A 26,916-nucleotide genomic window follows, 5' to 3' on the forward strand; every position below is an offset into this window, starting at 1 on the left:
TGCGCCCGACATGTCCATATTCCATAAATTCGTGTCGCATAGCTGAAAATCCTGCTTGACCAGCGCTTGCTGCATCGGGGAAGCTCAAACCTTTTCCCGTTTCGCAACAAACCCCTAAGGTTCCAGCATGAGCGTCAGGCACTTTCTCCAGTTCACCGACTTTACCCGCGACGAGTACGAGCACCTGTTCGCGCGCAGCCGAGTACTGAAAGATCGTCTGCGCCGAGGCGAGCTGTATCAGCCGCTGGTGGGCAAGACTCTGGCGATGATCTTCGAGAAGAGCTCGACCCGCACGCGCGTGTCCTTCGAAGCCGGCATGAATCAGTTCGGCGGCCATGCCATGTTCCTGGCTAGCAAGGACACCCAGCTTGGGCGCGGCGAGCCGATCGAGGACGTGGCACGCGTGATCGGCCGCATGTGCGATATCGTCATGCTGCGCACCTATGAGCAGCGCATCGTCGATACCTTCGCCGCCTACTCGAACGCGCCGGTCATCAATGGCCTGACCAATGAATACCACCCCTGCCAGACCCTGGCCGACATCTTCACCTATATCGAGCACCGCGGTTCGATCGAGGGCAAGACCGTGGCCTGGATCGGCGACAGCAACAATATCTCGCGCACCTGGCTGCAGGCGGCCAAGATCTTCAACTTCAAACTGCGCCTCGCCTGCCCCAAGGGGTATGAGATGCAGGTGATCGATGGCATCCACTACGGTAGTGAGCATTTCGAGCAGACCAATGATCCGCGTGCAGCGGCCGAGGGCGCCGACCTCGTGTCCACCGATGTGTGCGTGTCCATGGGCTATGAGCGCGAAAGCCTGCAACGACGCGTCGACTTCCTGAATTACAAGGTCAGCAGCGAGCTGATGAAATTGGCCGATAAGGATGCGGTCTTCATGCACTGCCTGCCGGCCCATCGCGGCGAGGAAGTCGACCCCGAGGTGCTGGACGGCCCGCAGTCCATCGTCTGGGACGAAGCCGAGAACCGTATGCACACGCAGAAGGCGCTGATCGAATTCCTGCTGCTGGGCCGCGTGGACAATTAAGCCATGCCGCATATCGTCATCGAATACAGCGACAACCTGCCCGAGGCTCCCGATTTCCGCGCGCTGTTCGCCGAGTTGCATGGCGCGCTGGTCGGCCTGGGTGATGTGAAGCTGAACGACATCAAGAGCCGCGCCATCAAGCTCAGCGACTGGTATGTGGGCGATGGTGCGGCCAGCCATGCCTTCGTGCATGTGAAGCTGCATCTGATCAATCGCCGCACGGTTGAATTCAAACGACGAGCCGTGGCGGCCATGCAGACCGTGGTCGCCGCCCATTTTGCGCGCGCACTGGCCGAGCGCCAGTGCCAGCTGTGTTTTGAAACCATCGATATCGATGGCGAGACCTACGCCAAGACCGTCTCGCCGCAACTTTGAACTGAAGCAGGAAGCTCCCATGTCCGACATCAAGAAAGTCGTCCTCGCCTATTCGGGCGGCCTCGATACCTCCGTCATCCTCAAGTGGCTGCAAGACACCTACCAGTGCGAAGTGGTCACCTTCACCGCCGATATCGGCCAGGGTGAAGAGCTGGAGCCGGCGCGCGCCAAGGCGCTCAAGTTCGGCATCAAGCCGGAGAACATCTATATCGACGACCTGCGCGAAGAGTTCGTGCGCGACTTCGTGTTCCCGATGTTCCGCGCCAATACCGTTTACGAAGGCGAATACCTGCTCGGTACCTCGATCGCCCGCCCGCTGATCGCCAAGCGCCAGATCGAGATCGCCAACGCCACCGGCGCCGATGCGGTGTCGCACGGCGCCACCGGCAAGGGCAATGACCAGGTGCGTTTCGAACTGGGTTACTACGCGCTTAAGCCCGGTGTGAAGGTGATTGCCCCGTGGCGTGAGTGGGATCTGCTCTCGCGCGAAAAGCTGCTTGCCTATGCCGAAGCAGCCGGCATCGATATCGATATGAAGCATAAGCAGGGTGGCGCACCGTACTCGATGGACGCCAATCTGCTGCATATCAGCTTCGAAGGTCGTCATCTGGAGGACCCCAAGGCCGAGGCCGAGGAAAGCATGTGGCGCTGGACCGTCTCGCCCGAGGCGGCCCCTGATGCGGCCGAGTATGTGGACCTCGAATTCGAGCGCGGCGATGTGGTGGCGGTGAACGGCGTGCGCCTGAAGCCGCATGAAGTGCTGGCCAAGCTCAATGAACTCGGCGGCCGTAACGGTATCGGCCGTCTGGATCTGGTCGAGAACCGCTATGTGGGCATGAAGAGCCGCGGCTGCTACGAAACCCCGGGCGGCACGATTCTGCTCAAGGCCCATCGCGGCATTGAATCGATTACCCTCGACCGCGAAGTAGCGCATCTGAAGGACAATCTGATGCCGCGCTATGCCGAGATCATTTACAACGGCTACTGGTGGAGTCCTGAGCGCCGCGCCATTCAGGCGCTGATCGACCAGACCCAGGAACGCGTGAACGGCTGGGTACGCGTCAAGCTATACAAGGGCAGCGTCAGCGTGGTCAGCCGCGATTCGAAGGATTCGCTGTTCGACCAGACCATTGCCACCTTTGATGATGATGGCGGCGCCTACAACCAGAAGGATGCCGAGGGCTTCATCAAGCTGAACGCCCTGCGCATGCGCATCGCCGCCGCCAAGCGCGGTTGATAGCCTGGCGGGCAAGCGCTGACCTTGCCGCCGGTAAACCCTAACAGGCTCACGCTACGGCGTGGGCCTGTCTGTTTTTGGGCGCAGCCAAGGACTGGGCGTTTTCAGATTGGGGGCGGGCAGGGTAGATTGGCCGGCATTCGAAAAGCCGCCATCTGGCGGGCTGGGGGAGAGCATGCGGCGCGTGGCGGTCTGGCTGAAGTGGACGGTGGGGATGGTGCTCGGGCTGAGCTTGCTGGCGGCGCTGACCCTGTGGCTATTCCTGCGTGGCAGCCTGGCCAAGCTCGATGGCCAGCAGGTATTGGGCGGCTTGCAGGCGGCGGTCAGCGTGACGCGCGATGCGCTTGGTGTGCCGACCGTGCGCGGCACCAATCGGCTCGATATTGCCCAGGCCACCGGCTATCTGCATGCGCAGGAGCGCTTCTTCCAGATGGATCTGCTGCGCCGCGTGGCGGCCGGCGAGCTGGCTGGTCTGGTGGGGGCGGCCGCGCTCGATACCGACCGTGCCCATCGCCTGCACCGCTTCCGCGCGCGCGCCGAGCAGGCACTGGCTCGCCTGAGCGAGGCCGACCGCAGCCTGTTGCAGCGCTATAGCGCCGGGGTCAACCAGGGTCTGCACGATCTGCGCAGCCGGCCGTTTGAATATGGCCTGCTGGCTAGCCAGCCAGCGCCTTGGCAGCCGGCCGATAGCCTCCTGGTGGTGTGGGCCATGTATTTCGATCTGCAGGGCAATCTGCCCAAGCGTGAGCTGGCGCGTGGCTGGCTGCAGGCGCATAGCACGCCCGAGCAACTGACCTTCCTGCTGCCCGAGGGCTCGGCCCTTGATGTGCCGCTGGATGCCGAGGCGCTGCCACCGGCCACGGTGCCCTTGCCCATGCGGGGGCCGGACTGGTTTGGCCAGCCCGCAGCGGCGATCCGCCCTGGCAATGCTGCGCGTAGCTCGGTAGGCAGCAATAACTGGGCATTGGATGGCACGCGCAGCCAGCATGGTGGCGCGATCCTGGCCAACGATATGCACCTGGGGCTGCGCCTGCCGCACATCTGGTATCGCGCCGACCTTGTCTACCCCCAGGCCGATGGCAGCACGGCGCGCATCACCGGCGTGACCCTGCCGGGTGCGCCCTTGGTGGTGGTGGGCAGCAATGGCCGGGTGGCCTGGGGCTTCACCAATAGCTATGGCGACTATCTCGACCTGATCGAGCTGGAGGCTGATCCGGCCAATCCACGCCGCTTCCGTAGCGCGGCCGGCTGGGAGCTGGTGCGCGAGTACCGCGAAACGCTGAGCGTGAAGGGCGAGGCCGCGCAGTCCTTGCTGGTGCGGGAGAGCAGTCTCGGCCCGATCCGCCAGATCGGCGAGCGCTGGTATGCGCTGCGCTGGGTGGCGCACGATGCAGGTGCAGTAAATCTGGAACTGGCCCGACTCGAGCAGGCCGGCGATCTGGCCGCCGCTCAGGCCGTGGCCAACCGGGCCGGCATCCCGGCCCAGAATATGCTGGCGGCCGATGCCAGCGGCCAGATCGGCTGGACGATAGCCGGCCCCTTGCCTGCGCGTGATGCGAGCCTGGCCAGCAGCTTCCCCTACCGCGCCGGCAGCCTGCCCGTCTGGCAGGGGCTGCGCGCGCCAGACGATTATCCACGCTGGAACCTGCCGGCCGATGGTCAGCTATCCACCGCCAATAGCCGCCAGCTGGCGGGCACCGAGTATCGCAAGCTCGGCGATGGCGGCGCCGACCCGGGGGCGCGGGCGCGGCAGATACGCGATGCGCTGCGTGGGTTGACGGGTGCGGACGAGCGTGCCGTGCATGCCATCGGCCTCGATAGCCGTGCGCTGTTCATGCAGGGCTGGCGCGAGCGTGCCTTGCGCACCCTAGATGAGGCGGCCGTGCAAGGTCGGCCCCTGCGGGCCGAGTTCCGCCGCCTGCTAAGTGACAGCTGGCAGGGCGAAGCCAGCCTGGATTCGGTCGGCTACCGTTTGGCGCGCGGCTATCTGTATGCGCTGTATGCGCAGGTCTTCGGCGGGCTGGATGCGCAGCTGAACCAGCTGGAGGCTGGGGCTGACTATGATCTGGCCAACCCGCGCTGGCCGCTGGTGCTGGCGCAGCTGCTCGATGCACGCCCACCGGGCTGGTTGCGCGGGCGCGACTGGCGGGCGCTGGAGCTGGCTGCCATCGATAGCGTGATTGCCGAGTTGGGCCAGGACGGCCGGCCGCTGGCGGCTGCTACCTGGGGCGAGCGTAATACCGCGCGCATCGCCCACCCGTTTGCCAAGCTGTTGCCGCCCCTGGCGCGCTGGCTGTCGGCGCCGGCTGATGCCATGCCCGGTGACGAGCATATGCCGCGCGTCAGCGGGCCGAGCTTTGGTCAGTCGCAGCGCATGGTGGTGTCGCCCGGACGCGAGGCGCAGGGCATTCTGAGCATGCCGGGCGGGCAGAGCGGCCATCCGCTCAGCCCTTACTTCCTCGCTGGCCACGCCGCCTGGGTGCGCGGCGAGCCCACGCCCTTCCTGCCCGGCCCCAGCCTGCACACACTGACATTGCTGCCGAACTAGGCGCATGATCGCGTTAGAATCCACGGGCGCGCTGGCGCCCGTTCTTATTCCGGCTGGACACCATGTTTATCGATTCCCACTGTCACATCGACTTCCCCGAACTGGCCGAGCGTGCCGACGAGCTGATGGCCAATATGGCCGCCAACCAGGTCAGTCATGCGCTGTGCGTGTCGGTCAACCTGCCCGAGTGGCCGCGCGTGGTGGCGATGGCTGAGCGCTATGCGCATGTCTATGCCTCGGTGGGCGTGCATCCCGATTATGAGGATGAGGTCGAACCGAGCGTGGCCCAGCTGGTGGCATTGGCCCAGCACCCAAAGGTGATCGCGATTGGCGAAACCGGGCTCGACTACTACCGGCTGCAGGGTGACCTCGAATGGCAGCGCGAGCGTTTCCGCGTGCATATCCGTGCCGCGCGCGAAGCCGGCAAGCCGCTGATCATCCACACGCGCAGCGCCGCCGAGGACACGCTGCGCATCATGGCCGAGGAAAAGGCCAGCGAGGCGAGCGGCGTCATGCATTGCTTTACCGAATCGCAGGCAGTCGCCGAAGCGGCCATCGCGCAGAATTTCTATATCTCGTTCTCAGGCATCGTCACCTTCAAGAAGGCCGAGGAGCTGAAGGAAGTGGCGCGCACGATTCCGCTCGAGCGCATGCTGATCGAAACCGACTCGCCCTATCTCGCCCCCATGCCGTTTCGCGGCAAGCAGAACCAGCCCGCCTATGTGAAGCATGTGGCTGAACATATCGCCGACCTGCGCGGCATCAGCGTGGCCGAGGTGGCGGCCGCCACCACCGCCAATTTCAAGCGCCTGTTCAAGCTGGAGGGCGTGCTGGCATGAGCGTGGAGGTGCTGATTCTCGGTTGCGGCTCCAGCGCCGGCACGCCGGCCATCGGCTGCCCGTGCCCGACCTGCACCTCGCCTGACCCGCGCAACCGCCGCACGCGCGCGTCCTCGGTGCTGCGCGCCAATGGTCTGAACTTCCTGATCGACAGCGGCCCCGATCTGCGCACCCAGGCGCTGCGCGAGGGCCTGACCCAGGTCGATGCCGTGCTCTACACCCATCCGCATGCCGACCACCTGAATGGCATCGATGATCTGCGCGCCTTCTGCTATGTGAACAAGGCGCCGCTGCCCATCTTCGGCAATGACTTCATGATGCAGGACGTGCAGAACCGCTTTCACTACACGACGCTGCCGCCCGGGCCGTGGTGGGACAAGCCGGTGTTGCAGCCCACGCCGGTGGTGGGGCCGTTCTGCCACCGTGGGGTGGAGATCGTGCCGATTCCGGTCCTGCATGGGCGCTGGACCATCTATGGCTACCGCATCGGCCGCGTCGCCTATATCACCGATGTGTCGGAGATTCCGGAAGCGAGCTTTGATCTGCTGCAGGGCCTCGACCTGCTGCTGCTCGACTGTCTGCGCAATCAGCCGCACCACACCCATTTCGGCGTCGAGCAGAGCATTGCCGCCGCGCAGCGCATCGGCGCGCGCCACACCGTGTTTATTCATATGACCCATGAGCTCGAATACCACGCGCTCAATGCGCGCCTGCCGCATGGGATGGAAGTCGCCTACGACGGCATGCGCCTGATCTCGGCATAAGCTGCGCGCCTTTGGTGCTTAGACGCGTGGGCCGGGCTGGCTAGAATGACGCTCGGCAGGCTGTTTACCGCTGCGGCTCGGTGTGCCTGGGCCGGGCCGCAGCGGTAAACAGACTAGGCAAAAGGGTGGTGGTGTATGGCGGACGCAGCGCGATGTCCACGTATCGTGATTGTCGGTGGCGGAGCCGGGGGGCTGGAGTTGGCCACCCGTTTGGGCGACAAGCTGGGCAAGCCCGGCCGCGCCGAGGTGGTGCTGGTGGATGCGCAACGCACCCATATCTGGAAGCCGCTGCTGCACCAATTGGCGGCCGGTAGCTACGACAGCCACGCCGAAGAGATTGAATACCTAGCCCAGGCACGCTGGCACCATTTCCGTTTCCGTCAGGGCAAATTGGTGGGGCTGGATCGCGCGGCACGCGAAGTCTTGATTGCGCCGCTGATCGATAGCGAAGGGCGCGAAATCCTGCCCGCGCAGCGGCTGACCTATGACTATCTGGTGCTCTCGGTCGGCAGCCAGACCAATGATTTCGGCACGCCCGGCGTGCAGGACCATGCGATCTGCCTCGACAGCCCTGCCGCGGCACGCCATTTCCACGAAAGACTGATCGATGCCTGCCTGCGCGCGCAAAGCCTGCCGATGGAGGCGGGCAAGGGGCGTATGAGCGTGGCCATCATCGGCGCGGGCGCCACTGGGGTGGAGCTGGCCGCCGAGCTGCATGCCGCCGCCCATGTGCTGACCAGTTTCGGTCTTGAGCATATCAACCCGGATACCGAGCTGAAGATCGTGCTGGTGGAAGCTAGCCCGCGCATCCTGGCGGCCCTGCCCGAGCGCCTGTCGGTGGCGGCGGCGCATGAGCTGCGCAAGCTGGCGGTGGAGATACACAGCAATGAGCGGGTGGTGGAGGTGAATGCCGAAGGCGTACGCATGGCCAGCGGCAAGTTCATCCCGAGCACGCTCACCGTCTGGGCGGCCGGCATCAAGGCGGCAGACGGGCTGCGTGAGCTGGGCGGTCTGGAGACCAACCGGCTCAACCAGATCGTGGTGGATGGCACGCTGCGCAGCACGCGCGATGAGCGCGTATTTGCCTTTGGCGACTGCGCGGCCTGCCCGAATGGCCAGGGCGGCTGGGTGCCGGCGCGCGCCCAGGCGGCGCACCAGCAGGCCGCGCTGCTGGCAGCCAATATCCAGCGCGCGCTGCTCGGCAAACCGCTCAAATCCTTCCGCTTCCAGGACTATGGCTCGCTGGTGTCGCTAGCCAGCTATTCCTCGGTCGGTTCGCTGATGGGCAGCCTCTCGAAGGGCAGCCTGTTCGTGGAAGGGCAGATCGCCAAGCTCATGTACTGGAGCTTGCACAAGCAGCATCAGATGGCACTGTCAGGCTTCTTCCGTACCGTGCTGATCACCTTGTCCGAATGGCTGGACCGCGTGCATAGGCCGAAGATCAAGCTGCACTGATGCTTGTGTGAGGGATGAGGTGTAAGGCGTGAGGTGTAAGGCGTGAGGGGGTGATGCTTGGGTGCGGCTGCGCCGCATGTGGGGCTTGCGTGGTTCTGGGGAGGACCATCACACTGAATCCGCCTCACGCCTCACGCCTCACGCCCTAAATGCCTGATTTTCTTGCCTGCCCGCCAGCTTCAAGGCTAGAATGTCCGGCTTTCCACCCTTGCCTCACCGCTACCGCATGGCGGGAGGCTTTAAATCCGCAAGGAGATCACATGCGACACTACGAAATCGTGTTCATCGTGCATCCCGATCAAAGCGAGCAAGTGCCCGCCATGATCGAGCGCTACAAGACGATGATTACCAACGATGGCGGCAAGATCCATCGTCTGGAAGACTGGGGCCGCCGTCAAATGGCTTACCCGATCCAGAAGATGCACAAGGCTCACTACGTGCTCATGAACATCGAGATCAGCCAGGCTACTCTGGATGAGCTCGAGCATGCCTTCAAGTTCAACGACGCTGTGCTGCGCCACCTCACCATCCGTACCGATGCTGCCGTTACTGAGGCATCGCCGATGATGAAGGAAGAAAAGTCCAAGTCGCTGACCCCGGCCGCAGAGGCCAAGGAAGCGGCTGCTGCCTGATTTAGGCCAGTGGCTTGAACGCGCGTAATCAGGTTGTTGTTACCGGCCGACTGCTGGATGTCGAGCCGCTGCGTTACACCCCAGCCGGCATTCCGGCGCTTGAATTTCGGCTAGTCCACGATTCAAGCCAACCAGAAGCCGGTGTCAGCCGGCAGGTACAGTGCGAAATCGCCTGTGTCTGCCTAGGCGACAAGGCCAAAACGCTCGCGGTGCTGGGTACGGATGTGGAAATCGTCGTCAAAGGTTTTCTCGCCGCCCGCAATCAACGTTACAAGCACAGTCTGGTGCTGCACATCAGCGACTGGAAACGCGTTCAGCTGCCAAGCACTTAACGTTTATTTGAATTCATAGAGGTCATCATGTCCCGTCATCTGTTCAAGCGTCGGAAGTTCTGCCGCTTCAGCGCCGAAGGCATCAAGCACGTCGATTACAAAGATGTAAATCTGCTCAAGGATTTCATCAACGAAAACGGCAAGATCATCCCGGCTCGTATCACCGGCACCAAGGCCCGTTTCCAGCGTCAGCTGTCGGACGCCATCAAGCGCGCACGTTTCCTGGCGCTGATGCCTTACACCGACAAGCACTAAGCCGGAGTAAAGACTATGCAAATCATTCTGTTGGAAAAAGTAGCCAACCTGGGCGGCCTGGGCGATATCGTCAATGTGAAGCCTGGTTACGCCCGTAACTTCCTGATCCCGCAAGGCAAGGCCAAGCGTGCTTCGGAAGCTAACCTGAAGGCCTTCGAAGCTCGCCGCGCCGAGCTGGAAGCCCAGCAAGCCGAAATCCTGGCACAAGCCCAGGCTCGCGCTGAAAAGCTGGAAGGCTTTGCTGTGACCGTGGCACAGAAGGCTGGCGTTGACGGCCGTCTGTTCGGTTCGGTGACCAACCAGGATCTGGCTGAAGCGATCACCGCCGCCTCCGGCGTGACCGTGGCCAAGATGGAAGTGCGTCTGCCGGAAGGCCCGTACAAGGCCATCGGCGAGTACGACCTGGTTGTCGCACTGCACCACGATGTGGTTGCCAATCTGAAGGTGACGGTTGTCGGCGCTTAAGCCCCTACAACAGCCATCGCAGTGTGAAACGGGCGTTCGAGCAATCGAACGCCCGTTTTGTTTGTGGCCCCGGATGGCCGGCATGCGTGGATTTCACGGCATGCCAGGGCCCTGAATCCTATAATCGGCCCACCTTTCTGCTTCCCTATTGATCTGCTGCCGGCATGAGCTCCAAGTTGACCAACCCCACCGATCTGGCCCGTGAGACGCTCAAGCTGCTGGCGGCACGCCGTATTGCACCGACGCCCGAGCGTTACGAGGAAATCTACTTCGAGATCGCCGAGGGTAAGCCGCGCCAGGGCGGGGCGGGGCAAGCGCTGCTGGCCGAGCTGCTGGCGGCTTTGCATGCCCTGCCCAAGCAGACGCCCGAGCTTAAGCGCCAGATTGTGCAGATTGAAAAAGCTGGCGTCGCGCGCGACTGGTCGGTCATCCCGCCCGTGCTGCTGCAGGCCATCGAGGCCCAAGGTGGTCAGGCCAGCCTGACCCGCGCCTGGGCCGAGCTGATCCGTGAGCTGATCAATCAATGGGATCTGCGCAGCCCGCATTTCACCGCCACCCGCAAGCGCGAATCACTGGCCAAGGTGTTGCTCAATTTCGGCAACTATCCGAATCTGCTCAACGAAAAACTCGATGCGCTGGTGCGCAGCTGGGCTGATGGCGCGGGCGGCGGCGGTGAGATTACGCCGCTTGAGGAAGAGGGTGCAGTGGTCGCTGCCTCCAGCGAAGTCGCCGTGTCGATGCAGGCGTCGGCAGCGACCGCGACGAGCGGTCCGGCTGCGGGTGACTGGCAGCGCTGGCGTGAGCTATTGAGTGCGGCCTTGCGCCAGGGCCTGGCCGAGCGGCTGATTGGCTACCCAGGCCTGCAGGAGGAAGCGAGCAGCCTGGCCTTGGCGGCCGAAGCAGTCAGCAGCGAGCAGGGGCTGGAATTTCTGGCCCAGCGCCTGCGTAAGTTCTGGACTCAGCTGGCGGTGCAGACCGAGCACGATGAGCGGGTGACCGCCGCCCTGGTCAATCTGCTGCGCCTGCTTAGCGACAATCTGCTTGAGATGTCGGGTGCCGATGACTGGGTACGTGGCCAGGTGGCGGTGGTCAATGATCTGCTCGCCAAGCCGCTGAGCATGAACCGGCTCTATCAGATCGAGACCGGCTTCAAGGAGGTGTTCTACAAGCAGAGCATGCTCAAGCACAACCTGGACGAGGCCCAGGAAACGCTGCGCAATATGATCTCGCTATTTATCGATCGCCTGGGGGGCATGGCCGAGAGCACTGGCGGCTACCACAGCAAGATCGAAGCCTATGCGGGCCGTATCGAAGCGGTGCGCGGCATACCCGGCCTGAACCAGCTCTTGGACGAGCTGATGCAGGATACCCGCAGCATGCAGCTCGATATGGCCCGCTCGCACGAAGAGCTGGTGGCGGCGCGCAGCGAGGCGCAGGCGGCTGACCAGCGCATCAAGGAACTGGAAAACCAGCTGCGCGAGATCAGCGAGAAGATCCGCGAGGACCAGCTGACCGGCGCACTGAATCGGCGCGGTTTCGATGAGGCCTTCATGGCCGAGATCGCGCGGGCCGAGCGCAGTGGCAAGCCGCTGTGCCTAGCCATGCTGGATATCGACAACTTCAAGAAACTGAATGACCAGCGTGGCCACCAGGCCGGTGATGATGCGCTGATCCACCTGGTCAAGGTGGTTAAGGAAGTGCTGCGCCCGACCGATATCGTGGCGCGCTATGGTGGCGAGGAGTTTGTGGTGTTGCTGCCCGAACTCTTGCTGACCGAAGCGGCCAGCGTGATGCAGCGTGTGCAGCGTGAGCTGACCCGACGCTTTTTCCTGCACAACAATGAGCGGGTGCTGATCACCTTCTCGGCCGGGGTGGCGCGCTATGAGCCGGGCGAGGACGCCGAGCGAGCGGTTGAGCGCGCCGACCAAGCCATGTACCAGGCCAAGAAATCGGGTAAGAACCAGGTGATCAGTGCATCAGGCGCGGCCTGAGACGAGCTAGGACTGGGCGCCGACGAAATCGTGCTGGCGCCAGGCCTCGAACACCGTGACCGCCACCGCATTGGACAGATTGAGGCTGCGGTTATCGGGTCGCATCGGCAGCTTGATGCGTTGCTCGGCGGCGAAACCATCGCGCAGCTCGGCCGGCAGGCCGGCGGATTCGCGCCCAAACAGGAAGACATCTCCAGCCGCATACTGCACCTGGTCATAGCGGCGCGAGCCGCGCGTGGTCATCGCGAAGATGCGCCGCCCAGCCAGCGCGGTCTGGCAGGCCTGCCAGTCCTCATGCACCTGCATGCTGGCGTACTCGTGATAGTCGAGCCCGGCGCGGCGCAGCTTAGCGTCGTCGAGCGGAAAACCCAGCGGCTTGACCAGATGCAGCTCGCAGCCAGTATTCGCGCACAGGCGGATGATATTGCCGGTATTGGGGGGAATTTCCGGTTGGAACAGCACAACAGCGAACAAGATTAATCCTTTAAGCAAGTGGTGCGCAGCGCATCGGGCAGGCCGTCATGCCCACCCAGTGGGCGCTCGGGTACATCAGCCCAGTGCAGCGCGCCGATGGCGGCATTGTGCTGCGCATGCAGCGGGTAGTGCACCTGGTTGTCGGCCCGTTTTGTGTCGCCGACCACCAGGAGGCGCACCGGGGCTGAGGTATTATTGATGAATGTGTGGGCGAGGCCGTCGCCAGGCTTGAAGCCGACGCCATCGCCGGGCTGTAGGCGGTACAGGCTGCCATCGAGCCAGATATCGGGCGCGCCCTCCAGCACATAGACGAACTCCTCCTCGGTCTTTTCCGCATGCGGCCAGGAGGTACGCCGCCCCGGCGGCAGATATTCATGATGGATGCCCAGCCTGAGCAGGCCGAAGTGACGACCAAAAGGGGCGCCGATGCTATGCCGTTCCGCGCTGCCTGGATAGCTGCTGTCGTCGGCTTGCTGGATATCTTGGTAATGGGTGATGCACGCGGGGCGTGACATGGCGGACACTCAGCTCAGGGTGCGGGCCAATACCCAGCAGTCGACCCGCTGTGCACCGGCCTTTTTCAGGGTGGCGGCAACTTCGTTGAGGCTGGCGCCAGTGGTCATCACATCGTCGACCACGGCGATATGCAGGCCGCTCAGCGCTTGCCGGCAGCGGAAGGCCTGCTTGATCGCCGTGCGCCGTGCTTCACGCGGCAGGCTGGCCTGCGGTGGTGTGAGCTTGATTCTCTCCAGTACATCCTGGTGCCATGGGCAGTCCAGCGCCTTGGCGACCGCCTTGGCCAGCAGCTGCGACTGATTGAAGCCGCGCTCGCGCAGGCGTTGCGGGTGTAGCGGCATGGGCAGGATCAGGTCGGGGCGCGCTGCATCGCGTAGCGCCGCGTGCAGGCCGTCGGCCAGCGGCCTGGCCAGCAGCAGCTGGCCCGAGTACTTGAAGGCCGGAATCAGTCTATCCAGCGGCCAGGCATAGGACCAGGCCGCCACGGTGTGATCGAAAGCCGGCTGCTGCTGCAGGCAGTCGCCACAAGGCGCGCCTTGCGGCGTGGGCAGGGCGCAGACCGGGCAGTGCGCGGTCGGCAGGCGCGGTAAGTCCTGCTCACAAGCCGGGCAGAGTGCGTGCGGGCCGCTGTCGGCCGCGCATAGTACGCAGCTTTGCGGCAGCGCATGGGCATAGAGCTGCCGCCCGGCCAGGGCAAGCTTGTCGAAAAAACTTCGCCGTAAATTTGACAATGTGGTCTGACCAGCCAAGAATTCGCCCCAATTCTAACAAATCGTGCCCAAGACCCTTATGAATCAAGCGATTGCTTCCCAAACGCTGGCCTTTCATCGCCCCGTTAAGCCGCATGCCGAAACCGCGCGCTGGACGCCCGAGGCGGTGGCAGAGCTGTTTGCCTTGCCCTTCAATGATCTGCTGTTCCGCGCCCAGGGCGTGCACCGTACGCATTTCGATGCGAACCGAGTGCAGCTGTCCACCCTGCTGTCGATCAAGACTGGCGGTTGCCCGGAAGACTGCGGCTATTGCCCACAATCGGTGCGCTACGACACCGGTGTGAGCAGCCAGGAGCTGATGCCGCTGGATGAGGTGCTGGCTGCCGCCCAGGCCGCGAAGGCGGCCGGTGCATCACGCTTTTGCATGGGCGCCGCCTGGCGTGGTCCCAAGCAGCGCGATCTAGACGAGGTCAAGCAAATGATTGCCGGCGTGAAGGCGCTGGGCATGGAAACCTGCGCAACCCTAGGCATGCTCAAGGAGGGCATGGCAGGCCAGCTCAAGGACGCCGGTCTCGATTACTACAACCATAACCTCGATACCGCGCCGGAGAAGTACGACGATATCGTCGGCACGCGCGCTTACGATGACCGCCTCGATACCCTGCGCCAGGTGCGCGAATCGGGCATGCATGTGTGCTGCGGCGGCATTGTCGGCATGGGGGAAAGCCGCGAGGAACGTGCCGGTCTGCTGGCCCAGTTGGCCAATCTCGATCCGCAGCCCGAATCGGTGCCAATCAATAATCTGGTCAAGGTAGCCGGCACGCCGCTGGCCGATGTGGACGGCATAGACTGGAGCGAGTTTGTGCGTACCATCGCGGTGGCGCGCATCGTGTTGCCGCAAAGCTTTGTGCGTCTGTCCGCCGGCCGCCAACAGATGCCGGAGGCCGTGCAGGCCTTGTGCTTCCTGGCAGGCGCCAACTCGATCTTCTATGGCGACAAGCTGCTGACCACCGGCAACCCAGAGTGCGATGGCGACCGTGCGCTGTTCGCCAAACTGGATATTCAGCCGCTGTAAACCAAGCCCCCGCAACACGGAATGGAGTAATTGCTCTTTTCTTGTTACATAAAACGCCGCGCGGTTTCTGCGCGGCGTTTGTGTTTTTGCTCGTAATTAGAGTACCTGCTCTTGTCTAAGGCCTTGTCAATACAAGGGCTGCGGGCACGCTTGGAATATGGGGTCAATTGGGGCTTGACCGCGCGAATTCACTCCGTCACAAATGGGTAAGTTCAATGGAAAATCACGTAGTTTCAATACGGCGACTACGCGGTGTTTTGTTGTAACGCACAAAAAACCTGCCCTAATGGGGCGTAATACGGAGTGAAGACCGATGAATGCCAGCCGCTTTTCAAGCAGCTGGGCAAGGTTGCGCCTGTTTGGCGTGGCCTTGGCCGGCAGCTTTCTGCTTAGTGCCTGTGGTGGTGGAGGCGATGAGCCCGAACCGCCCGTCCAAGGTGATATCGCAGCCTGCGATGCCACCAGTTTCCAGAGTGTCCTATTTAGCGTGCCTGCTGCCGGCGGTGGTGGTGGCACCCCGCCTACCGGCACTTCCCTGACCGTGCATTACAAGCGCCTGGACGGTAATTACACCGGCTGGCAGCTGCATACCTGGGGGGCTGGCAAGGACCCGGGCTGGAACGCCGGTTACAACGTCAGCAGCACCGATAGCTTCGGCGCCGTCTACAAGCCGGAACTGGCTGCCAGCAGCGGCAGCGTCGGTTATCTGTTCCATAACGGCGATACCAAGGACCATGCGGGCGCCGACCAAAGCTATACCCTGGCCGCGGGCGCCAATGAGATCTGGCGTATCGAGGGCGATAACACCACCTACACCAGCAATCCTGATGCGAGCGGTCCGATCGACCTGACCAAGCTGCGCGTGCATTACAAGCGCTACGACGGCCAGTACGCCGATTGGGGGCTGCATTTCTGGGATGGCGCGGGCGTGAATGTGACCGGGCTGACCCTGCCGACCTGGAATACGCCAGCGGCCTTCAGCAGCATGCCCGGCTATAGCGCGGGCGCCAGCGAGGTCGTGTTCGAGCTGCCAGTGCTCAACCCCAAGGATGACGCCAGCCGTACCAAGGTGGAATTCATCATCCACGGCATGGGCGGCGCAGGTAAGCCGAGCAATGACGATAAGGATGGCTGGAGCAGCAATATCACCGTCAACTTTGCCGGCCTGCAGGTCAGCAATCAGACCGCTGATATCTATCTGGTTCAGCAGGATGCCAAGGTCTACACCGCCGCGCCCGATACGCGCAGCGTGTCCAGCACCGATGCCCAGGCTTACTGGCTGAGCAAGCAGCTGCTGAAGTGGCCGAAGGTCGATGCCTCGGGTGTGTTCAAGCTTTACCACTCGAAGCATGGCCAATTGGCCGTAGCCAAGGATGCGGCAGTCAGTGGTGCCGATGGTGCGCTGACGCTGGAGCTGGCCGCCGCGGTGCCGAACGATGTCGCGACCCGCTTCAAGTTCGTGGCACCGGGCGTAGTGGTGCAGGTGAAGGCGGCGGATCTCGACAAGCTCGCCGATCTGCACACCCATCAGTTGCTGCTGGTGCAGGAAACGGCCGATGGCAAGGTGCAGAACGCCACCAGCGCCCAGCTGGCCGGTGCGCTGGATGACCAGTTTGCCGGTGCCGCTGCGCTGAATGATCTGGGTGTGACCGTGGCTGGCGGCAATACCGCCTTCAAGCTGTGGGCGCCAACCGCGCAAAAGGTGATGGCCTGCGTGTATGACAGCGCAAGTGGCAAGGCAAGCTCGGTGGAAAGTCTGAGCCGCGATGCCGCGACCGGTGTGTGGAGCCTGAGCAAGGCGGCCGATCTGTCCGGCAAGTACGTGACTTATCTGGTCGATGTGTTCGTGCGTGGTACGGGCGTGGTGCGCAACCGCGTGACCGATCCGTATTCGCTCAGCCTGTCGGCCGATTCCAAGCGTACTTATATCGCTGATCTGTCCGCCGCCAACCTCAAGCCGGCCGATTGGGACAGCACGCCTGCCCCGCTGTTGACCGAGCAGGTTGATATGTCGATCTACGAGTTGCATGTGCGCGACTTCTCGATCAACGACAGCACGGTGCCCGAGGCGCTACGCGGCAAGTATCGCGCTTTCACGGCCGACAACTCAAACGGCATGAAGCATCTGAAGGCGCTGGCTGCAGCCGGTCTGACCGATGTGCATCTGCTGCCAGTATTCGATATCGCCACCGTGCCGGAGACCGGTTGCGTCAACCCGGCCATCCCGAATGCGGCGGCCGATTCGGAGCAGCAGCAGGCCGCTATTGCCGCGGTGAAGGACAGCGACTGCTTCAACTGGGGCTATGACCCTTACCACTACACGGCACCGGAAGGCAGCTTTGCCACCGACGCGAACGATGGCGCTAAGCGCATCATCGAATTCCGTGAAATGGTGCAGGCGCTGCACAAGGCTGGTCTGCGTGTGGGCATGGACGTGGTGTACAACCACACATCGTCCTCGGGTCAGAACGAGAAGTCGGTGCTCGACCGCATCGTGCCCGGTTATTACCACCGCCTGAATGCGACTGGAGGCGTGGAGAAGTCGACCTGCTGCGACAACACCGCGACCGAAAATCGCATGATGGCCAAGCTGATGATCGACTCGGTGCTGACCTGGGCCACCCAGTACAAGATCGACTCCTTCCGTTTCGACCTGATGGCGCACCAACCGCGCGCCGTGATGGAAGAGCTGAAGACCAAGGTCGACGCGGCTACCGGCAAGGATATCTTTCTGGTCGGCGAAGGCTGGAACTTCGGTGAAGTGGCCGATGGCGCGCGCTTCGTGCAAGCCTCGCAGCTTTCGCTCAATGGTTCCGGCATCGGTACCTTCAGCGATCGCGCGCGTGACTTCATTCGCGGTGGCGGTCCCTTTGACGGCGGCGTGAATCTGGTGCGCAACCAGGGCTATATCAATGGCCTGTTCTATGACGCGAACGCCGAAGGTGGCGGCCGTGCGGCGACCGATCTGATGTGGGCGGCCGATGTGATCAAGGTGGGCCTGGCCGGCTCGATCCGCGATTACAGCCTGCAGACCCATTGGGATGAGACCCGCCAGCTGCAGAATATCGACTACAACGGCCAGCCGGCTGGCTATGTGGTCGACCCGAAGGAAGTGGTCAACTATGTGGAGAACCACGACAACCAGACGTTGTTCGATATCAATGCCTACAAGCTGCCGCTGGGCACCAGCAAGGAAGACCGTGCCCGCGTGCAGATGCTGGCCGCTGCGCTGAATAGCTTCAGCCAGGGTGTGGCTTACTTCCATGCTGGTATCGACACGCTGCGTTCCAAGTCGCTCGACCGTAACAGCTACAACTCGGGCGATTGGTTCAACCGCATCGACTGGAGCTACACCGATAACTACTTTGGCACCGGCGCACCGGGCAAGGACGATAACGGTGATAACTACAGCGTGATCAAGCCCTTGCTGAACAATGCCAATATCAAGCCGGGTGCGACAGAAATTGCCTATGCACGCGATGTCTTCCGCGAGCTGATGGCGATTCGCGCCAGCAGCACGCTGTTCCGTCTGCGTGAAGCGGCCGATATCAAAGCCCGTCTGAAGTTCTACAACACCGGTTCGACCCAGGTACCAACCGTCATCGTCGGCCACCTGGATGGGGCGGGCTATGCCGGCGCCAATTACCAGGCGTTGATGTACTTCGTGAACGTGGGTACCAGCGCCCAGGCCATGAGTATTCCGGCCGAGAGCGGCAAGGCCTATGTGCTGCACAGTGCCCAGGCCAACGGTGTGGATACACGCGTGAAGGCAGCAGCAGCCAGCGCCTGTACCAACACCGGCACCTTCACTATCCCGGCCCGTTCGGCCGTGGTGTGCGTGGTGCAATAAGGTGGCCGAGGTGCAAGGCATCGCTCCTAGCGCCGATGCGCGGCGCGCTGAGTGCACCTCAACCTGGGCCGGTGGGACGATGCTGAGCCTCGTCCCGCCCGTCCTGCTGTAAGTTCCGGCCGCCTCGGCAGAGGCGGCTTTTTTACGTCCGCGTTGTACTGAAAAGGAGTAACGCCAACCCAGTGATCAGGACTTCCCCCCCCAGAAAACATGGCTTAGCCATCAATCCAATAAAAGCTAAATCGGAGTGACAACATGAATCTGCACCACCCTCTGTGCGCCAGCCTGCTGGCGATCGCAGTTGCTGCCGCCTTGCCTGCGCTTGCCGCAACCGAACAATCCAAGTCCAGTACGGCCATCCTGTTCCAGGGCTTCCACTGGAATTCGGCCAATGGCCTGCTGTACAGCGATCTGCAAGCCAAGGCGGCTGATCTGAAAGCGCTGGGCGTGACCCATGTCTGGTTCCCGCCGCCATCGGATGCCGCCGCCACCCAGGGCTATCTGCCCCGCCAGTTGAATAAGCTCGACTCCAGCTACGGCAGCGAGGCCGCGCTGACCGCCGCTACCGCAGCCTTGACGGCGCAGGGCATTGCCAGCGTGGCCGATGTGGTGATCAACCACCGTGTCGGCACCGCCAACTGGGCCGATTTCACCAATCCGACCTGGGACTGCCGCGCGGTAGTGAACAGCGATGAGTGGACCGGCAAATGCGGCAATGCCGACTCGGGCGATGGCTACGCCGCGGCACGCGATATCGACCATAGCCAGACCTTTGTGCAGAACGACATCAAGAGCTGGGTCGGCACCCGTCTGAAGAATGCCGGCTTCAGCGGCATCCGCTACGACTATTCCAAGGGCTATGCGCCGAGCTATGCCGGCATCTATCACGATGCGATGGCGCCGGGCTTCTGCGTGGGTGAGATCTGGACCGATCTGAACTTCAATAATGTCGATGCCCACCGCCAGCTGCTGATGAACTATGTGGACGGCACCGGTGGCAAGTGCGGCGCCTTCGACTTCACCACCAAAGGCCTGCTCAACCAGGCGCTCAGCTACAACGAGTACGGCCGACTGCGCGATGGCAGCGGCAAGCCGGCCGGTGGCATAGGCTGGTGGGCGCAGAAGATGGTGACCTTCGTGGACAACCACGATACCGGCCCATCGGAAAGCTGCGGCGTGGGTCAGAACCACTGGCCGGTACCGTGCGACAAGGTCATGCAGGGCTATGCCTACATCCTGACCCACCCGGGCATCCCGACCATCTACTACCCGCATGTGTACAACTGGGGCATGAAGGATGCGATCAAGGCCATCGTCAATGTGCGCAAGGAACAGGGCCTTACCTCCACCTCGGCCGTGGCCATCCAGCGTGCCGAGAACGGCCTCTACGCCGCCATCATCGATGCCAAGGTGGCGATGAAGATAGGGGGTACTGACTGGAATCCGGGTAGCGGTTGGACCTTGCGTGCCTCGGGCAGCAATTACGCGGTATGGACCAAGGGCACGACCACCACGCCGGGCTGCACCGCGGTGCCGGTCACCTTCAGCATCGCCAATGCCAGCACGGTGAGCGGACAGAGCCTGTATGCGGTCGGCAACCAGACGGTGCTGGGCAACTGGACGCCGGCCAATGGCTTCAAGCTGACCGTCCAGGGTACGGGCTCAAATGCCACGTGGAGCGGCACCGCCCAGCTGCCACCGGCCACGGCCATCCAGTACAAGTTCGTGAAGTGGAACGGCAGCAGCGCGACCTGGGAAAGTAACCAGAGCACCAGCAGCGGCAACCGCGAAGCGACCACGGCCGCCTGTGGCAGTAGCAGCACGCTGAACGGCGGCAACTTCAAGTTCTGATCTGCGTCGGCGTTAAAAAGCCCTGCCAGTGCTGGCAGGGCTTTTTTGTGGGTACGCTGTCTCAGCGGGTCCGGTCGACTACCGCCAGGATGGCCTGCAGCACGCTGGCGCCGAACTTCTTCGAGCGCTCGCCGCTCCAGCCATATTCCTCGTCGGGCAAATTGGCGTTGTCCTTGAACGGCATTTCGATGGTGTAAGCCAGGCAGTCGAACTGCTGTCCCACCCAGTTGGTGGCCAGGGCCAGATTGGCCTGGCCCGGCTCGTCCTTCTCGTAGCCGTGCACGTCCTGGAAGTCGGGCGAGGCCACCTGCCAGGCATCCTTGAAGGCATTTTCCAGGCGGTGCAGGCGGTCGCTGTAGCCGGGGTTGCCCTCGCAGCCCGCCACGAAGTTATAGGGCTGTGCCTCATCGCCATGCGCATCGAGGAAGAGGTCGATGCCAGTGGCCAGCATCTTCTCGCGCACCAGGAAGACCTCCGGGCTGCGAGCCAGAGTTGGGTTCTGCCATTCGCGGTTCAGATTAGCCCCGGCGGCATTGGTACGTAGATTGCCGCGCACCGCACCGTCCGGGTTCATATTCGGCACCACATAGAACACGCATTTATCCAGCAGCACACGGCTGGTCGGGTCATCGCCATCCAGCAGGCGCTCGAGGAAGCCTTCCACGAACCATTCGGCCATGGTTTCGCCCGGATGCTGGCGGGCAATCAGCCATACCTTCTTGCGCTGCGCCTCCGGCGTGTTCGATTCGCTGTCGGTGATGCGCAGCAGGTCCATATCGCGACCATCCAGCGTCTTGCCCAGATGCTCGATCTCGACCTTGTCCGAGTCGGCGGCGAAGCCCAGCAGGTCGAGGTGGCGCTCGTGGCTATAGGGCTCGAAATAGGCGAAGTACAGGCTATTGCTGACCGGGGTCACGCTAGCGCTCATTACCTGGCCATCGAATTCGGTCGGGATGCGGAACCAGTGCTGGCGGTCGTAGCTGGCCACCACGCGGTAAGCACGCCAGTCCGGATAGGCGGAATTGCCGGCATTCAGAAAACGCAGGCACACCGGCAGGCCGGCCGCGCCCTGCAGGCGGAAGTGGAACCACTGCGCGAATTCGCTCGCGTTGTCGGGCTTGATCTTGAGCTGGATGTCGCGGTGATCGGCAAGGCTGACGACCTCGATCGAACCGGAATCGAACTGGGTGCTGATGCTGAGCGTGCTCATGGGCTTCCTTATGGGCGGCTAGGCAGCGCCGCGGCTGGCATATCCGCTTAGGACGTGCCGGGCGCAGGCTGCATGACAATCAAAACGGCAGCAGGGCTGCTTATTCCGCTACATCGCCATCCACGTAATACCAACGATTGCCGTGGCGGACGAAGTGGCTTTTTTCGGTCATCTTGGCGGCGCGGCCACCAATCTTGTACTTGGCGATGAATTCCACCGTGCCTTCCAGACCATCCACACTCAGCTCGCTGCCAAGGATGTTCAGCCCCACCCACTTGATGTCATCGCCGAGTTCCAGCTCGGCGGGGCGGGTGTCGGGGAACCAGCTGTACAGCAGGTAGTCGGCCTTCTTCAGCACATAGGCGGCATAGCGCGAGCGCATCAGCGCTTCGGGCGTGGGCGCATGCACTTTCTCCATGTGGTACATGAAGCAGCAGTCCTTGTAGGACTTGCCGCTGCCACAAGGGCAGTCGGTCGGGAATGCGTATTTAGCCAAGGTGCAGGTATCCGTATTGGTAACAGGTGTAGAGAACCGCGCTGACGGCGGCCGGGTAGGCCTGCGCGGGCAGCTGGCGCCGATTGGCCAATTGCTGCAGGGCAGGGCGCGCATCGGCCGGTACGGCCAGCGCTTCGCCATTGATATAGAACTGGCTGTCGTCGAACAGCAGCACGGTCTTCAGATCGAGCCGTACGCCCTGCTTGGTCAGCTTGCTGGCGAAGCTGCGCTCGCTCAGCTCATCCTCCGGGCCGTCATAGAACACATGCGCCTTCGGTTCGGAGAAGTAGTGGCCGACAAAGCTGCGCACATCGTCCTCGGTCCAGCGTATGCCATTCAGCATCGTGGCGATGCGAGCGACGAAATCGTCGGGCAGTCGCGCTGGGTCTTGCGGCAGCTGTAGATCGGGATCGGCGTACAGTCCGTCCAATGCAATGCGGTCGCGCAGGAAGTCGAGGAAGGCGCCGCCTATTTCCTGCGCGCTGGGCGCACGGAAACCGACCGACCAGGTCTGGCCGGGTTCGAGTGCCACGCCTTCATGCGCATACTTGGGCGGTAGATAGAGCATATCGCCGTGTTCGAGCACCCATTCCTGCTCGGGCTCGAAGTGCTGAAGGATCTTCAGCGGCGCATCGTCGACCAGGCTCAGATCAGTCTGCGAGGAAATGCGCCAGCGCTTCTTCCCGCCCACCTGCAGCAGGAACACATCGTAGCTGTCGAAATGCGGACCCACGCCACCGCCGGCTGGCGCATGGCTGATCATCAGGTCATCGAGGCGCACATGGGGGATGAAATCGAAGCGGTGCAGCAGTTCGGCGGCAAAGGCATTGTGATGGTTGACGTTCTGCACGAGTACGGTCCAGTCGCCCGCGGCCAGGCGCTTGAAGCGACTAAGGCGGAAGGGGCCGGACTCGCACGACCACTTGCCCTGCTTGAATTCGATCAGGCGTGATTCGACATCTTCTTCGCTGGCCAGCGCAAACAGGTCAGCCAGCTGCGGTTGCCAGTCGAACTGGGTGACGGCCTGCCGGATCAGCAGCGGTTTCTTTTGCCAGTAATCGGACAGAAATTGCTCGGCTGTCAGATTCCCGAGTAGCGATTTGGGCATCTAGGCTATATAGGGGAAAAGTGAGTTGAGCCGGATTATCGCATCCGCCGCCCGCCCACGCAGCAGGAGGGTTTTTTCCGGAGGTATTTATGCTGGAACCCGGTCAAGTCGCACCCGATTTCGAACTACCTGATGCCGCCATGGACATGGTGCGCCTATCCGATTTCCGCCAGCAGCGTCAGGTCGTCCTGTATTTCTATCATCGCGACGATGATCCTGGCTGTACGGTAGAGGCGCTGGAGTTTTCCGACTTGGCCGAACATTTCGATAGGAGCGGGACGGTGGTGCTGGGCGTGAGCCTGGATGACCCGTTCTGTCATGAGGCGTTTCGCGACCGGCATGGCCTGCTGGTCCGTCTGCTGTCCGATAGCGAGGCCCAGGTTTCCCGCCACTACCACACGCTGCGCGAGGTCGAGCGCAATGGCGTGGTAAAATTCGGCACCATCCGCTCCACGTTCATCGTCGACCGTTCCGGCACGCTGCGTCACGCGCTGTATAACGTTGCTCCGCGCGGGCATGCGGCGGATGTCCTCAAACTCATTCAGCAACTCGATGCCTGACGGCATCACCCCAAGGAAATCCGCCCATGGAAATCGTGAAGAACTCGGTTGTCGCCCTGCAATACGAAATGTTTGATGCCGAAGGCAGCTCGCTGGACAAGACCCAGCCGGATGAGCCGATGGTTTACCTGCATGGCGGCTACGACGGTATTTTCCCGGCTGTGGAAGAAGCCCTGCACGGCAAGAAGGTCGGCGAGAAGATTGATGTGACCATGGAACCCGATGATGCCTTCGGTGAATACGATGCCGAGCTGGTGCGTATCGAACCGCAGGACGTGTTCCCGGCCGAGCTGGAAGTCGGCATGATGTTCGAAGCCGATGATCCTGAGAGTGGCGATGTGATGCTGTTCACCGTGACCGAGATTGCCGATGGCAAGGTCGTGGTCGATGGCAACCATCCGCTGGCTGGCAAGCGTATCCGCTTTGTCGCCACCGTAGCCGAAGTCCGCGCCGCCAGTCAGGAAGAGCTCGAGCACGGCCATGTGCATGGCCCGCACGGCCATCATCACTAAGCGTTGCATTTGAATTGAAAGCGGCGGGCCTTGGGCCTGCCGTTTTCATTTGGGTTTTTGTTTGCTGGCGGACTATAGCTAGCAATAAGTCGCGCAGGGCACGCGGTACTGACTGGCTACCAGAATGACAGCGCCTATTGCACTGATGCTGCTAGCTGAGAATCGTTCTCTGTATATATCGTTAATGCTGCGCAAATCCAGTCTGGATGCGCCTTGCAGAGTAATTGCTCGATTGCCCGCAGGGTGGGCTTGGCGGTAAAATTTGTTGCGTCGCAGCAGCTTAATCCTTGTTATGCAGGCTTATTTCTCAACCGCGCCCCGCACTGCCTTAGTGCGCCTCTGGCGCGGTTGATGCATATCAAGATCGCGATTCCGAATGCCCGTTAGGCTGTCTAGGCATTTTGGAATGCCGATGTTGCCACGTTATCTAGTTCGTTTTGGTACGGCCCCGGCCGTCACCCAGCTTGCCCAGGTCACGCAATCCAAATCGTGGCCTATGTTTTTTCGTGTTTTCGGAGACTTCCATGCAAGCCAATTCGGCGCTTGAGCCCCAGACTGGGGTGGAGACCTTCAACTACCGGGTGGTGCGGCAGTTCAGCATCATGACGGTCGTCTGGGGGATTGTGGGCATGCTGGTCGGGGTGATTATCGCCGCCCAGATGGCTTGGCCAGAACTGAACTTCGGTCCGTATTTCCATTTCGGCCGTTTGCGTCCGCTGCATACCAATGCGGTGATCTTTGCCTTTGGTGGCTGCGCGCTGTTCGCCACCAGCTACTACGTGGTGCAGCGTACCTGCGGGGTGCGCCTGATTTCCGACAAGCTGGCGGCGTTCACCTTCTGGGGCTGGCAGCTGGTCATCGTACTGGCAGCTATCACCCTGCCGCTGGGCTTTACCTCGGGTAAAGAATACGCTGAGCTCGAATGGCCGATCGATATCCTGATCACCATCGTCTGGGTGTCCTATGCCATCGTGTTCTTCGGCACCATCGCCAAGCGCACGCAAAAGCACATCTATGTGGCCAACTGGTTCTACGGCGCCTTCATCCTGGCCGTGGCCCTGCTGCACATCGTGAACAGCATGGCTGTGCCGGTCAGTATGTGGAAATCCTACTCGGTCTACGCCGGTGCCGTGGATGCCATGGTGCAATGGTGGTACGGCCACAATGCCGTGGGCTTCTTCCTGACCGCTGCCTTCCTCGGGATGATGTATTACTTCGTGCCCAAGCAGGCTGGTCGCCCGGTGTACTCGTATCGCCTGTCGGTGGTGCACTTCTGGGCTCTGGTATTCACCTATATGTGGGCCGGCCCACACCATCTGCATTACACCGCGCTGCCAGACTGGACCCAGTCGGTGGGCATGACCTTCTCGCTGATCCTGTTGGCACCCAGCTGGGGCGGCATGATCAACGGCATCATGACCCTGTCGGGCGCCTGGCATAAGCTGCGCACCGATCCAATTCTGAAGTTCCTGATCACTGCGCTGTCCTTCTACGGCATGTCGACCTTCGAAGGTCCGATGATGTCGATCAAGACCGTGAATGCGCTCAGCCATTACACCGACTGGACCATCGGTCACGTGCACTCGGGTGCCCTAGGCTGGGTGGCGATGATCTCGATCGGTTCGATCTACTACCTGATTCCGCGTCTGTTCGGCCGTGAAAAGATGTACTCGATCAAGCTGATCGAAGCGCACTTCTGGATGGCAACCCTGGGCGTGGTGCTGTACATCGCCGCGATGTGGGTCTCCGGTGTGACCCAGGGCCTGATGTGGCGTGCCACCAATGCTGACGGCACGCTGACCTATGCCTTCATCGATTCGGTCAAGGCCAGCTACGACTACTACTACATCCGTGTACTGGGTGGTGTGCTCTACCTGGGCGGCATGTTCCTGATGGCCTACAACATGGTTCGCACCATCATGCAGGGCAAGTCGGTCGATGCGCCTATCCCGGCCTTGCAGCACGCTCACGCCTAAGCTGAGAAATCGTCATGAATAAGATCCAGAAACTGATTGAAGAGCATGTTGGCTACCTGATCGTGTTCACGCTGATGATCATCAGCGTGGCCATGCTGGTGGAAATCCTACCGCTCATGTACTCGAAGTCCACCACCAAGCCAATTCCGGGCGTCAAGCCTTACGACGCGCTGCAGCTGGCTGGTCGCGACGTCTACCTACGCGAAGGTTGCTACAACTGCCACTCGCAGATGATCCGTCCCTTCCGTTCGGAAACTGAGCGCTATGGTCATTACTCGGTAGCGGGCGAGTCGGTCTACGACCATCCATTCCAGTGGGGTTCCAAGCGCACCGGCCCGGACCTGGCCCGCGTGGGAGGCCGCTACTCGGATGAGTGGCATGTGGTTCACCTGAACAACCCGCGTGATGTGGTGCCCGAGTCGAATATGCCCGCCTTCCCCTGGCTGGCGACCGGTAAGCTCGACCCAGCCAAGGTGCAGGCCAGCATGACGGCGCTGCGCAAGGTTGGCGTGCCCTACACCGATGCAGAAATCGCTGAGGCACCCAAGCTGGTGGAAGGCAAGACCGAGATGGACGCCGTGGTGGCCTATCTGCAAGGCCTGGGTCTGGCGCTGAAGGGCATCCGTTAACCGGGAGT

At 62.1% G+C, this 26,916-nt stretch carries 25 protein-coding genes; 19 read left to right on the top strand and 6 right to left on the bottom strand.

Annotation, left to right across the window (positions count from 1 at the left end; translation table 11 throughout):
• Positions 1-127: 127 nt before the first annotated feature.
• From argF to BT173_RS17295, 12 genes are all read left to right on the top strand, one after another.
• Positions 128-1,048 carry an ornithine carbamoyltransferase gene (gene argF, locus BT173_RS17240; RefSeq protein WP_072429915.1) on the top strand — a complete coding sequence of 307 codons (921 nt, stop codon included), beginning with the start codon at positions 128-130 and terminating at the stop codon, positions 1,046-1,048.
• Between the two features lie 3 nt (positions 1,049-1,051).
• A complete protein-coding gene (locus tag BT173_RS17245) occupies positions 1,052-1,423 on the top strand; it encodes a 5-carboxymethyl-2-hydroxymuconate Delta-isomerase (protein ID WP_072429916.1) in 372 nt (123 codons plus the stop codon).
• A 19-nt stretch (positions 1,424-1,442) separates the two neighbouring features.
• The gene (locus BT173_RS17250) at positions 1,443-2,660 is read left to right on the top strand and encodes an argininosuccinate synthase (RefSeq protein WP_072429917.1); all 1,218 of its coding nucleotides are present in this window, start codon (positions 1,443-1,445) and stop codon (positions 2,658-2,660) included.
• Positions 2,661-2,835: 175 nt separating this feature from the next.
• Complete coding sequence (locus BT173_RS17255; protein ID WP_072429918.1) at positions 2,836-5,208, top strand: penicillin acylase family protein; 2,373 nt, start codon at positions 2,836-2,838, stop codon at positions 5,206-5,208.
• A gap of 62 nt (positions 5,209-5,270) precedes the next feature.
• A complete protein-coding gene (locus tag BT173_RS17260; protein ID WP_072429919.1) occupies positions 5,271-6,047 on the top strand; it encodes a TatD family hydrolase in 777 nt (258 codons plus the stop codon).
• Positions 6,044-6,811: an MBL fold metallo-hydrolase gene (locus BT173_RS17265; RefSeq protein ID WP_072429920.1), complete on the top strand. Its 768-nt coding sequence runs from the start codon at positions 6,044-6,046 to the stop codon at positions 6,809-6,811. The genes BT173_RS17260 and BT173_RS17265 overlap by 4 nt, the downstream gene beginning before the upstream one ends.
• Before the next feature lie 135 nt (positions 6,812-6,946).
• A complete protein-coding gene (locus BT173_RS17270) occupies positions 6,947-8,266 on the top strand; it encodes an NAD(P)/FAD-dependent oxidoreductase (RefSeq protein WP_072429921.1) in 1,320 nt (439 codons plus the stop codon).
• 260 nt (positions 8,267-8,526) lie between these two features.
• Positions 8,527-8,898: a 30S ribosomal protein S6 gene (gene rpsF / locus BT173_RS17275; protein ID WP_072429922.1), complete on the top strand. Its 372-nt coding sequence runs from the start codon at positions 8,527-8,529 to the stop codon at positions 8,896-8,898.
• 14 nt (positions 8,899-8,912) lie between these two features.
• Entirely contained in the window at positions 8,913-9,230 is a 318-nt protein-coding gene (gene priB / locus BT173_RS17280) for a primosomal replication protein N (protein ID WP_072429923.1), read from the top strand.
• 27 nt (positions 9,231-9,257) lie between these two features.
• Positions 9,258-9,485 carry a 30S ribosomal protein S18 gene (gene rpsR / locus BT173_RS17285; RefSeq protein WP_072429924.1) on the top strand — a complete coding sequence of 76 codons (228 nt, stop codon included), beginning with the start codon at positions 9,258-9,260 and terminating at the stop codon, positions 9,483-9,485.
• A 15-nt stretch (positions 9,486-9,500) separates the two neighbouring features.
• A complete protein-coding gene (rplI, locus tag BT173_RS17290; protein WP_072429925.1) occupies positions 9,501-9,950 on the top strand; it encodes a 50S ribosomal protein L9 in 450 nt (149 codons plus the stop codon).
• A gap of 164 nt (positions 9,951-10,114) precedes the next feature.
• The gene (locus tag BT173_RS17295; RefSeq protein ID WP_072429926.1) at positions 10,115-11,941 is read left to right on the top strand and encodes a GGDEF domain-containing protein; all 1,827 of its coding nucleotides are present in this window, start codon (positions 10,115-10,117) and stop codon (positions 11,939-11,941) included.
• A gap of 6 nt (positions 11,942-11,947) precedes the next feature.
• Here BT173_RS17295 and trmL read toward each other — a convergent pair whose 3' ends face one another.
• Genes trmL through BT173_RS17310 form a run of 3 tightly spaced genes read right to left on the bottom strand, consistent with a single transcriptional unit; the run spans position 11,948 to position 13,662 of the window.
• Positions 11,948-12,415 (bottom strand): tRNA (uridine(34)/cytosine(34)/5-carboxymethylaminomethyluridine(34)-2'-O)-methyltransferase TrmL, encoded by a 468-nt coding sequence (trmL, locus tag BT173_RS17300; protein WP_072429927.1) that lies wholly within the window; start codon positions 12,413-12,415, stop codon positions 11,948-11,950.
• A 2-nt stretch (positions 12,416-12,417) separates the two neighbouring features.
• Complete coding sequence (locus BT173_RS17305; protein ID WP_072429928.1) at positions 12,418-12,930, bottom strand: cupin domain-containing protein; 513 nt, start codon at positions 12,928-12,930, stop codon at positions 12,418-12,420.
• A 9-nt stretch (positions 12,931-12,939) separates the two neighbouring features.
• Positions 12,940-13,662: a ComFC family protein gene (locus BT173_RS17310; RefSeq protein ID WP_217651503.1), complete on the bottom strand. Its 723-nt coding sequence runs from the start codon at positions 13,660-13,662 to the stop codon at positions 12,940-12,942.
• 58 nt (positions 13,663-13,720) lie between these two features.
• Between BT173_RS17310 and bioB the strand changes: the two genes are divergently transcribed.
• The 3 genes from bioB to BT173_RS17325 all read left to right on the top strand — a co-directional run bounded on the left by bioB (position 13,721) and on the right by BT173_RS17325 (position 20,417).
• Positions 13,721-14,716, top strand: a complete 996-nt coding sequence (gene bioB / locus BT173_RS17315; protein WP_072429929.1) for a biotin synthase BioB — start codon at positions 13,721-13,723, stop codon at positions 14,714-14,716.
• Positions 14,717-15,029: 313 nt separating this feature from the next.
• Positions 15,030-18,566, top strand: a complete 3,537-nt coding sequence (locus BT173_RS17320) for an alpha-1,6-glucosidase domain-containing protein (protein WP_084658822.1) — start codon at positions 15,030-15,032, stop codon at positions 18,564-18,566.
• A gap of 255 nt (positions 18,567-18,821) precedes the next feature.
• Positions 18,822-20,417 (top strand): carbohydrate-binding module family 20 domain-containing protein, encoded by a 1,596-nt coding sequence (locus BT173_RS17325; protein WP_175545631.1) that lies wholly within the window; start codon positions 18,822-18,824, stop codon positions 20,415-20,417.
• A gap of 61 nt (positions 20,418-20,478) precedes the next feature.
• Here the strand turns inward: BT173_RS17325 and BT173_RS17335 are convergent, their stop codons facing one another.
• The 3 genes from BT173_RS17335 to BT173_RS17345 all read right to left on the bottom strand — a co-directional run bounded on the left by BT173_RS17335 (position 20,479) and on the right by BT173_RS17345 (position 23,231).
• Positions 20,479-21,627 (bottom strand): M14 family metallopeptidase, encoded by a 1,149-nt coding sequence (locus BT173_RS17335; protein WP_072429930.1) that lies wholly within the window; start codon positions 21,625-21,627, stop codon positions 20,479-20,481.
• Between the two features lie 100 nt (positions 21,628-21,727).
• Complete coding sequence (locus BT173_RS17340) at positions 21,728-22,123, bottom strand: YchJ family protein (RefSeq protein ID WP_084658825.1); 396 nt, start codon at positions 22,121-22,123, stop codon at positions 21,728-21,730.
• Positions 22,116-23,231 carry a cupin domain-containing protein gene (locus BT173_RS17345; protein WP_072429932.1) on the bottom strand — a complete coding sequence of 372 codons (1,116 nt, stop codon included), beginning with the start codon at positions 23,229-23,231 and terminating at the stop codon, positions 22,116-22,118. The genes BT173_RS17340 and BT173_RS17345 overlap by 8 nt, the downstream gene beginning before the upstream one ends.
• Before the next feature lie 89 nt (positions 23,232-23,320).
• Here BT173_RS17345 and BT173_RS17350 point away from each other — a divergent pair, with 89 nt between their 5' ends.
• From BT173_RS17350 to ccoO, 4 genes are all read left to right on the top strand, one after another.
• Positions 23,321-23,791, top strand: coding sequence for a peroxiredoxin (locus BT173_RS17350; RefSeq protein ID WP_072429933.1), 471 nt, complete (start codon positions 23,321-23,323; stop codon positions 23,789-23,791).
• 26 nt (positions 23,792-23,817) lie between these two features.
• Complete coding sequence (locus BT173_RS17355) at positions 23,818-24,303, top strand: FKBP-type peptidyl-prolyl cis-trans isomerase (RefSeq protein WP_072429934.1); 486 nt, start codon at positions 23,818-23,820, stop codon at positions 24,301-24,303.
• Between the two features lie 524 nt (positions 24,304-24,827).
• Positions 24,828-26,279 carry a cytochrome-c oxidase, cbb3-type subunit I gene (ccoN, locus tag BT173_RS17360; protein WP_072429935.1) on the top strand — a complete coding sequence of 484 codons (1,452 nt, stop codon included), beginning with the start codon at positions 24,828-24,830 and terminating at the stop codon, positions 26,277-26,279.
• Positions 26,280-26,293: 14 nt separating this feature from the next.
• Positions 26,294-26,908 (top strand): cytochrome-c oxidase, cbb3-type subunit II, encoded by a 615-nt coding sequence (gene ccoO, locus BT173_RS17365; protein ID WP_072429936.1) that lies wholly within the window; start codon positions 26,294-26,296, stop codon positions 26,906-26,908.
• Positions 26,909-26,916 lie beyond the last annotated feature (8 nt).

The organism is Chitinimonas taiwanensis DSM 18899 (genome assembly GCF_900119825.1).
Taxonomy (GTDB): Bacteria; Pseudomonadota; Gammaproteobacteria; order Burkholderiales; family Chitinimonadaceae; genus Chitinimonas; species Chitinimonas taiwanensis.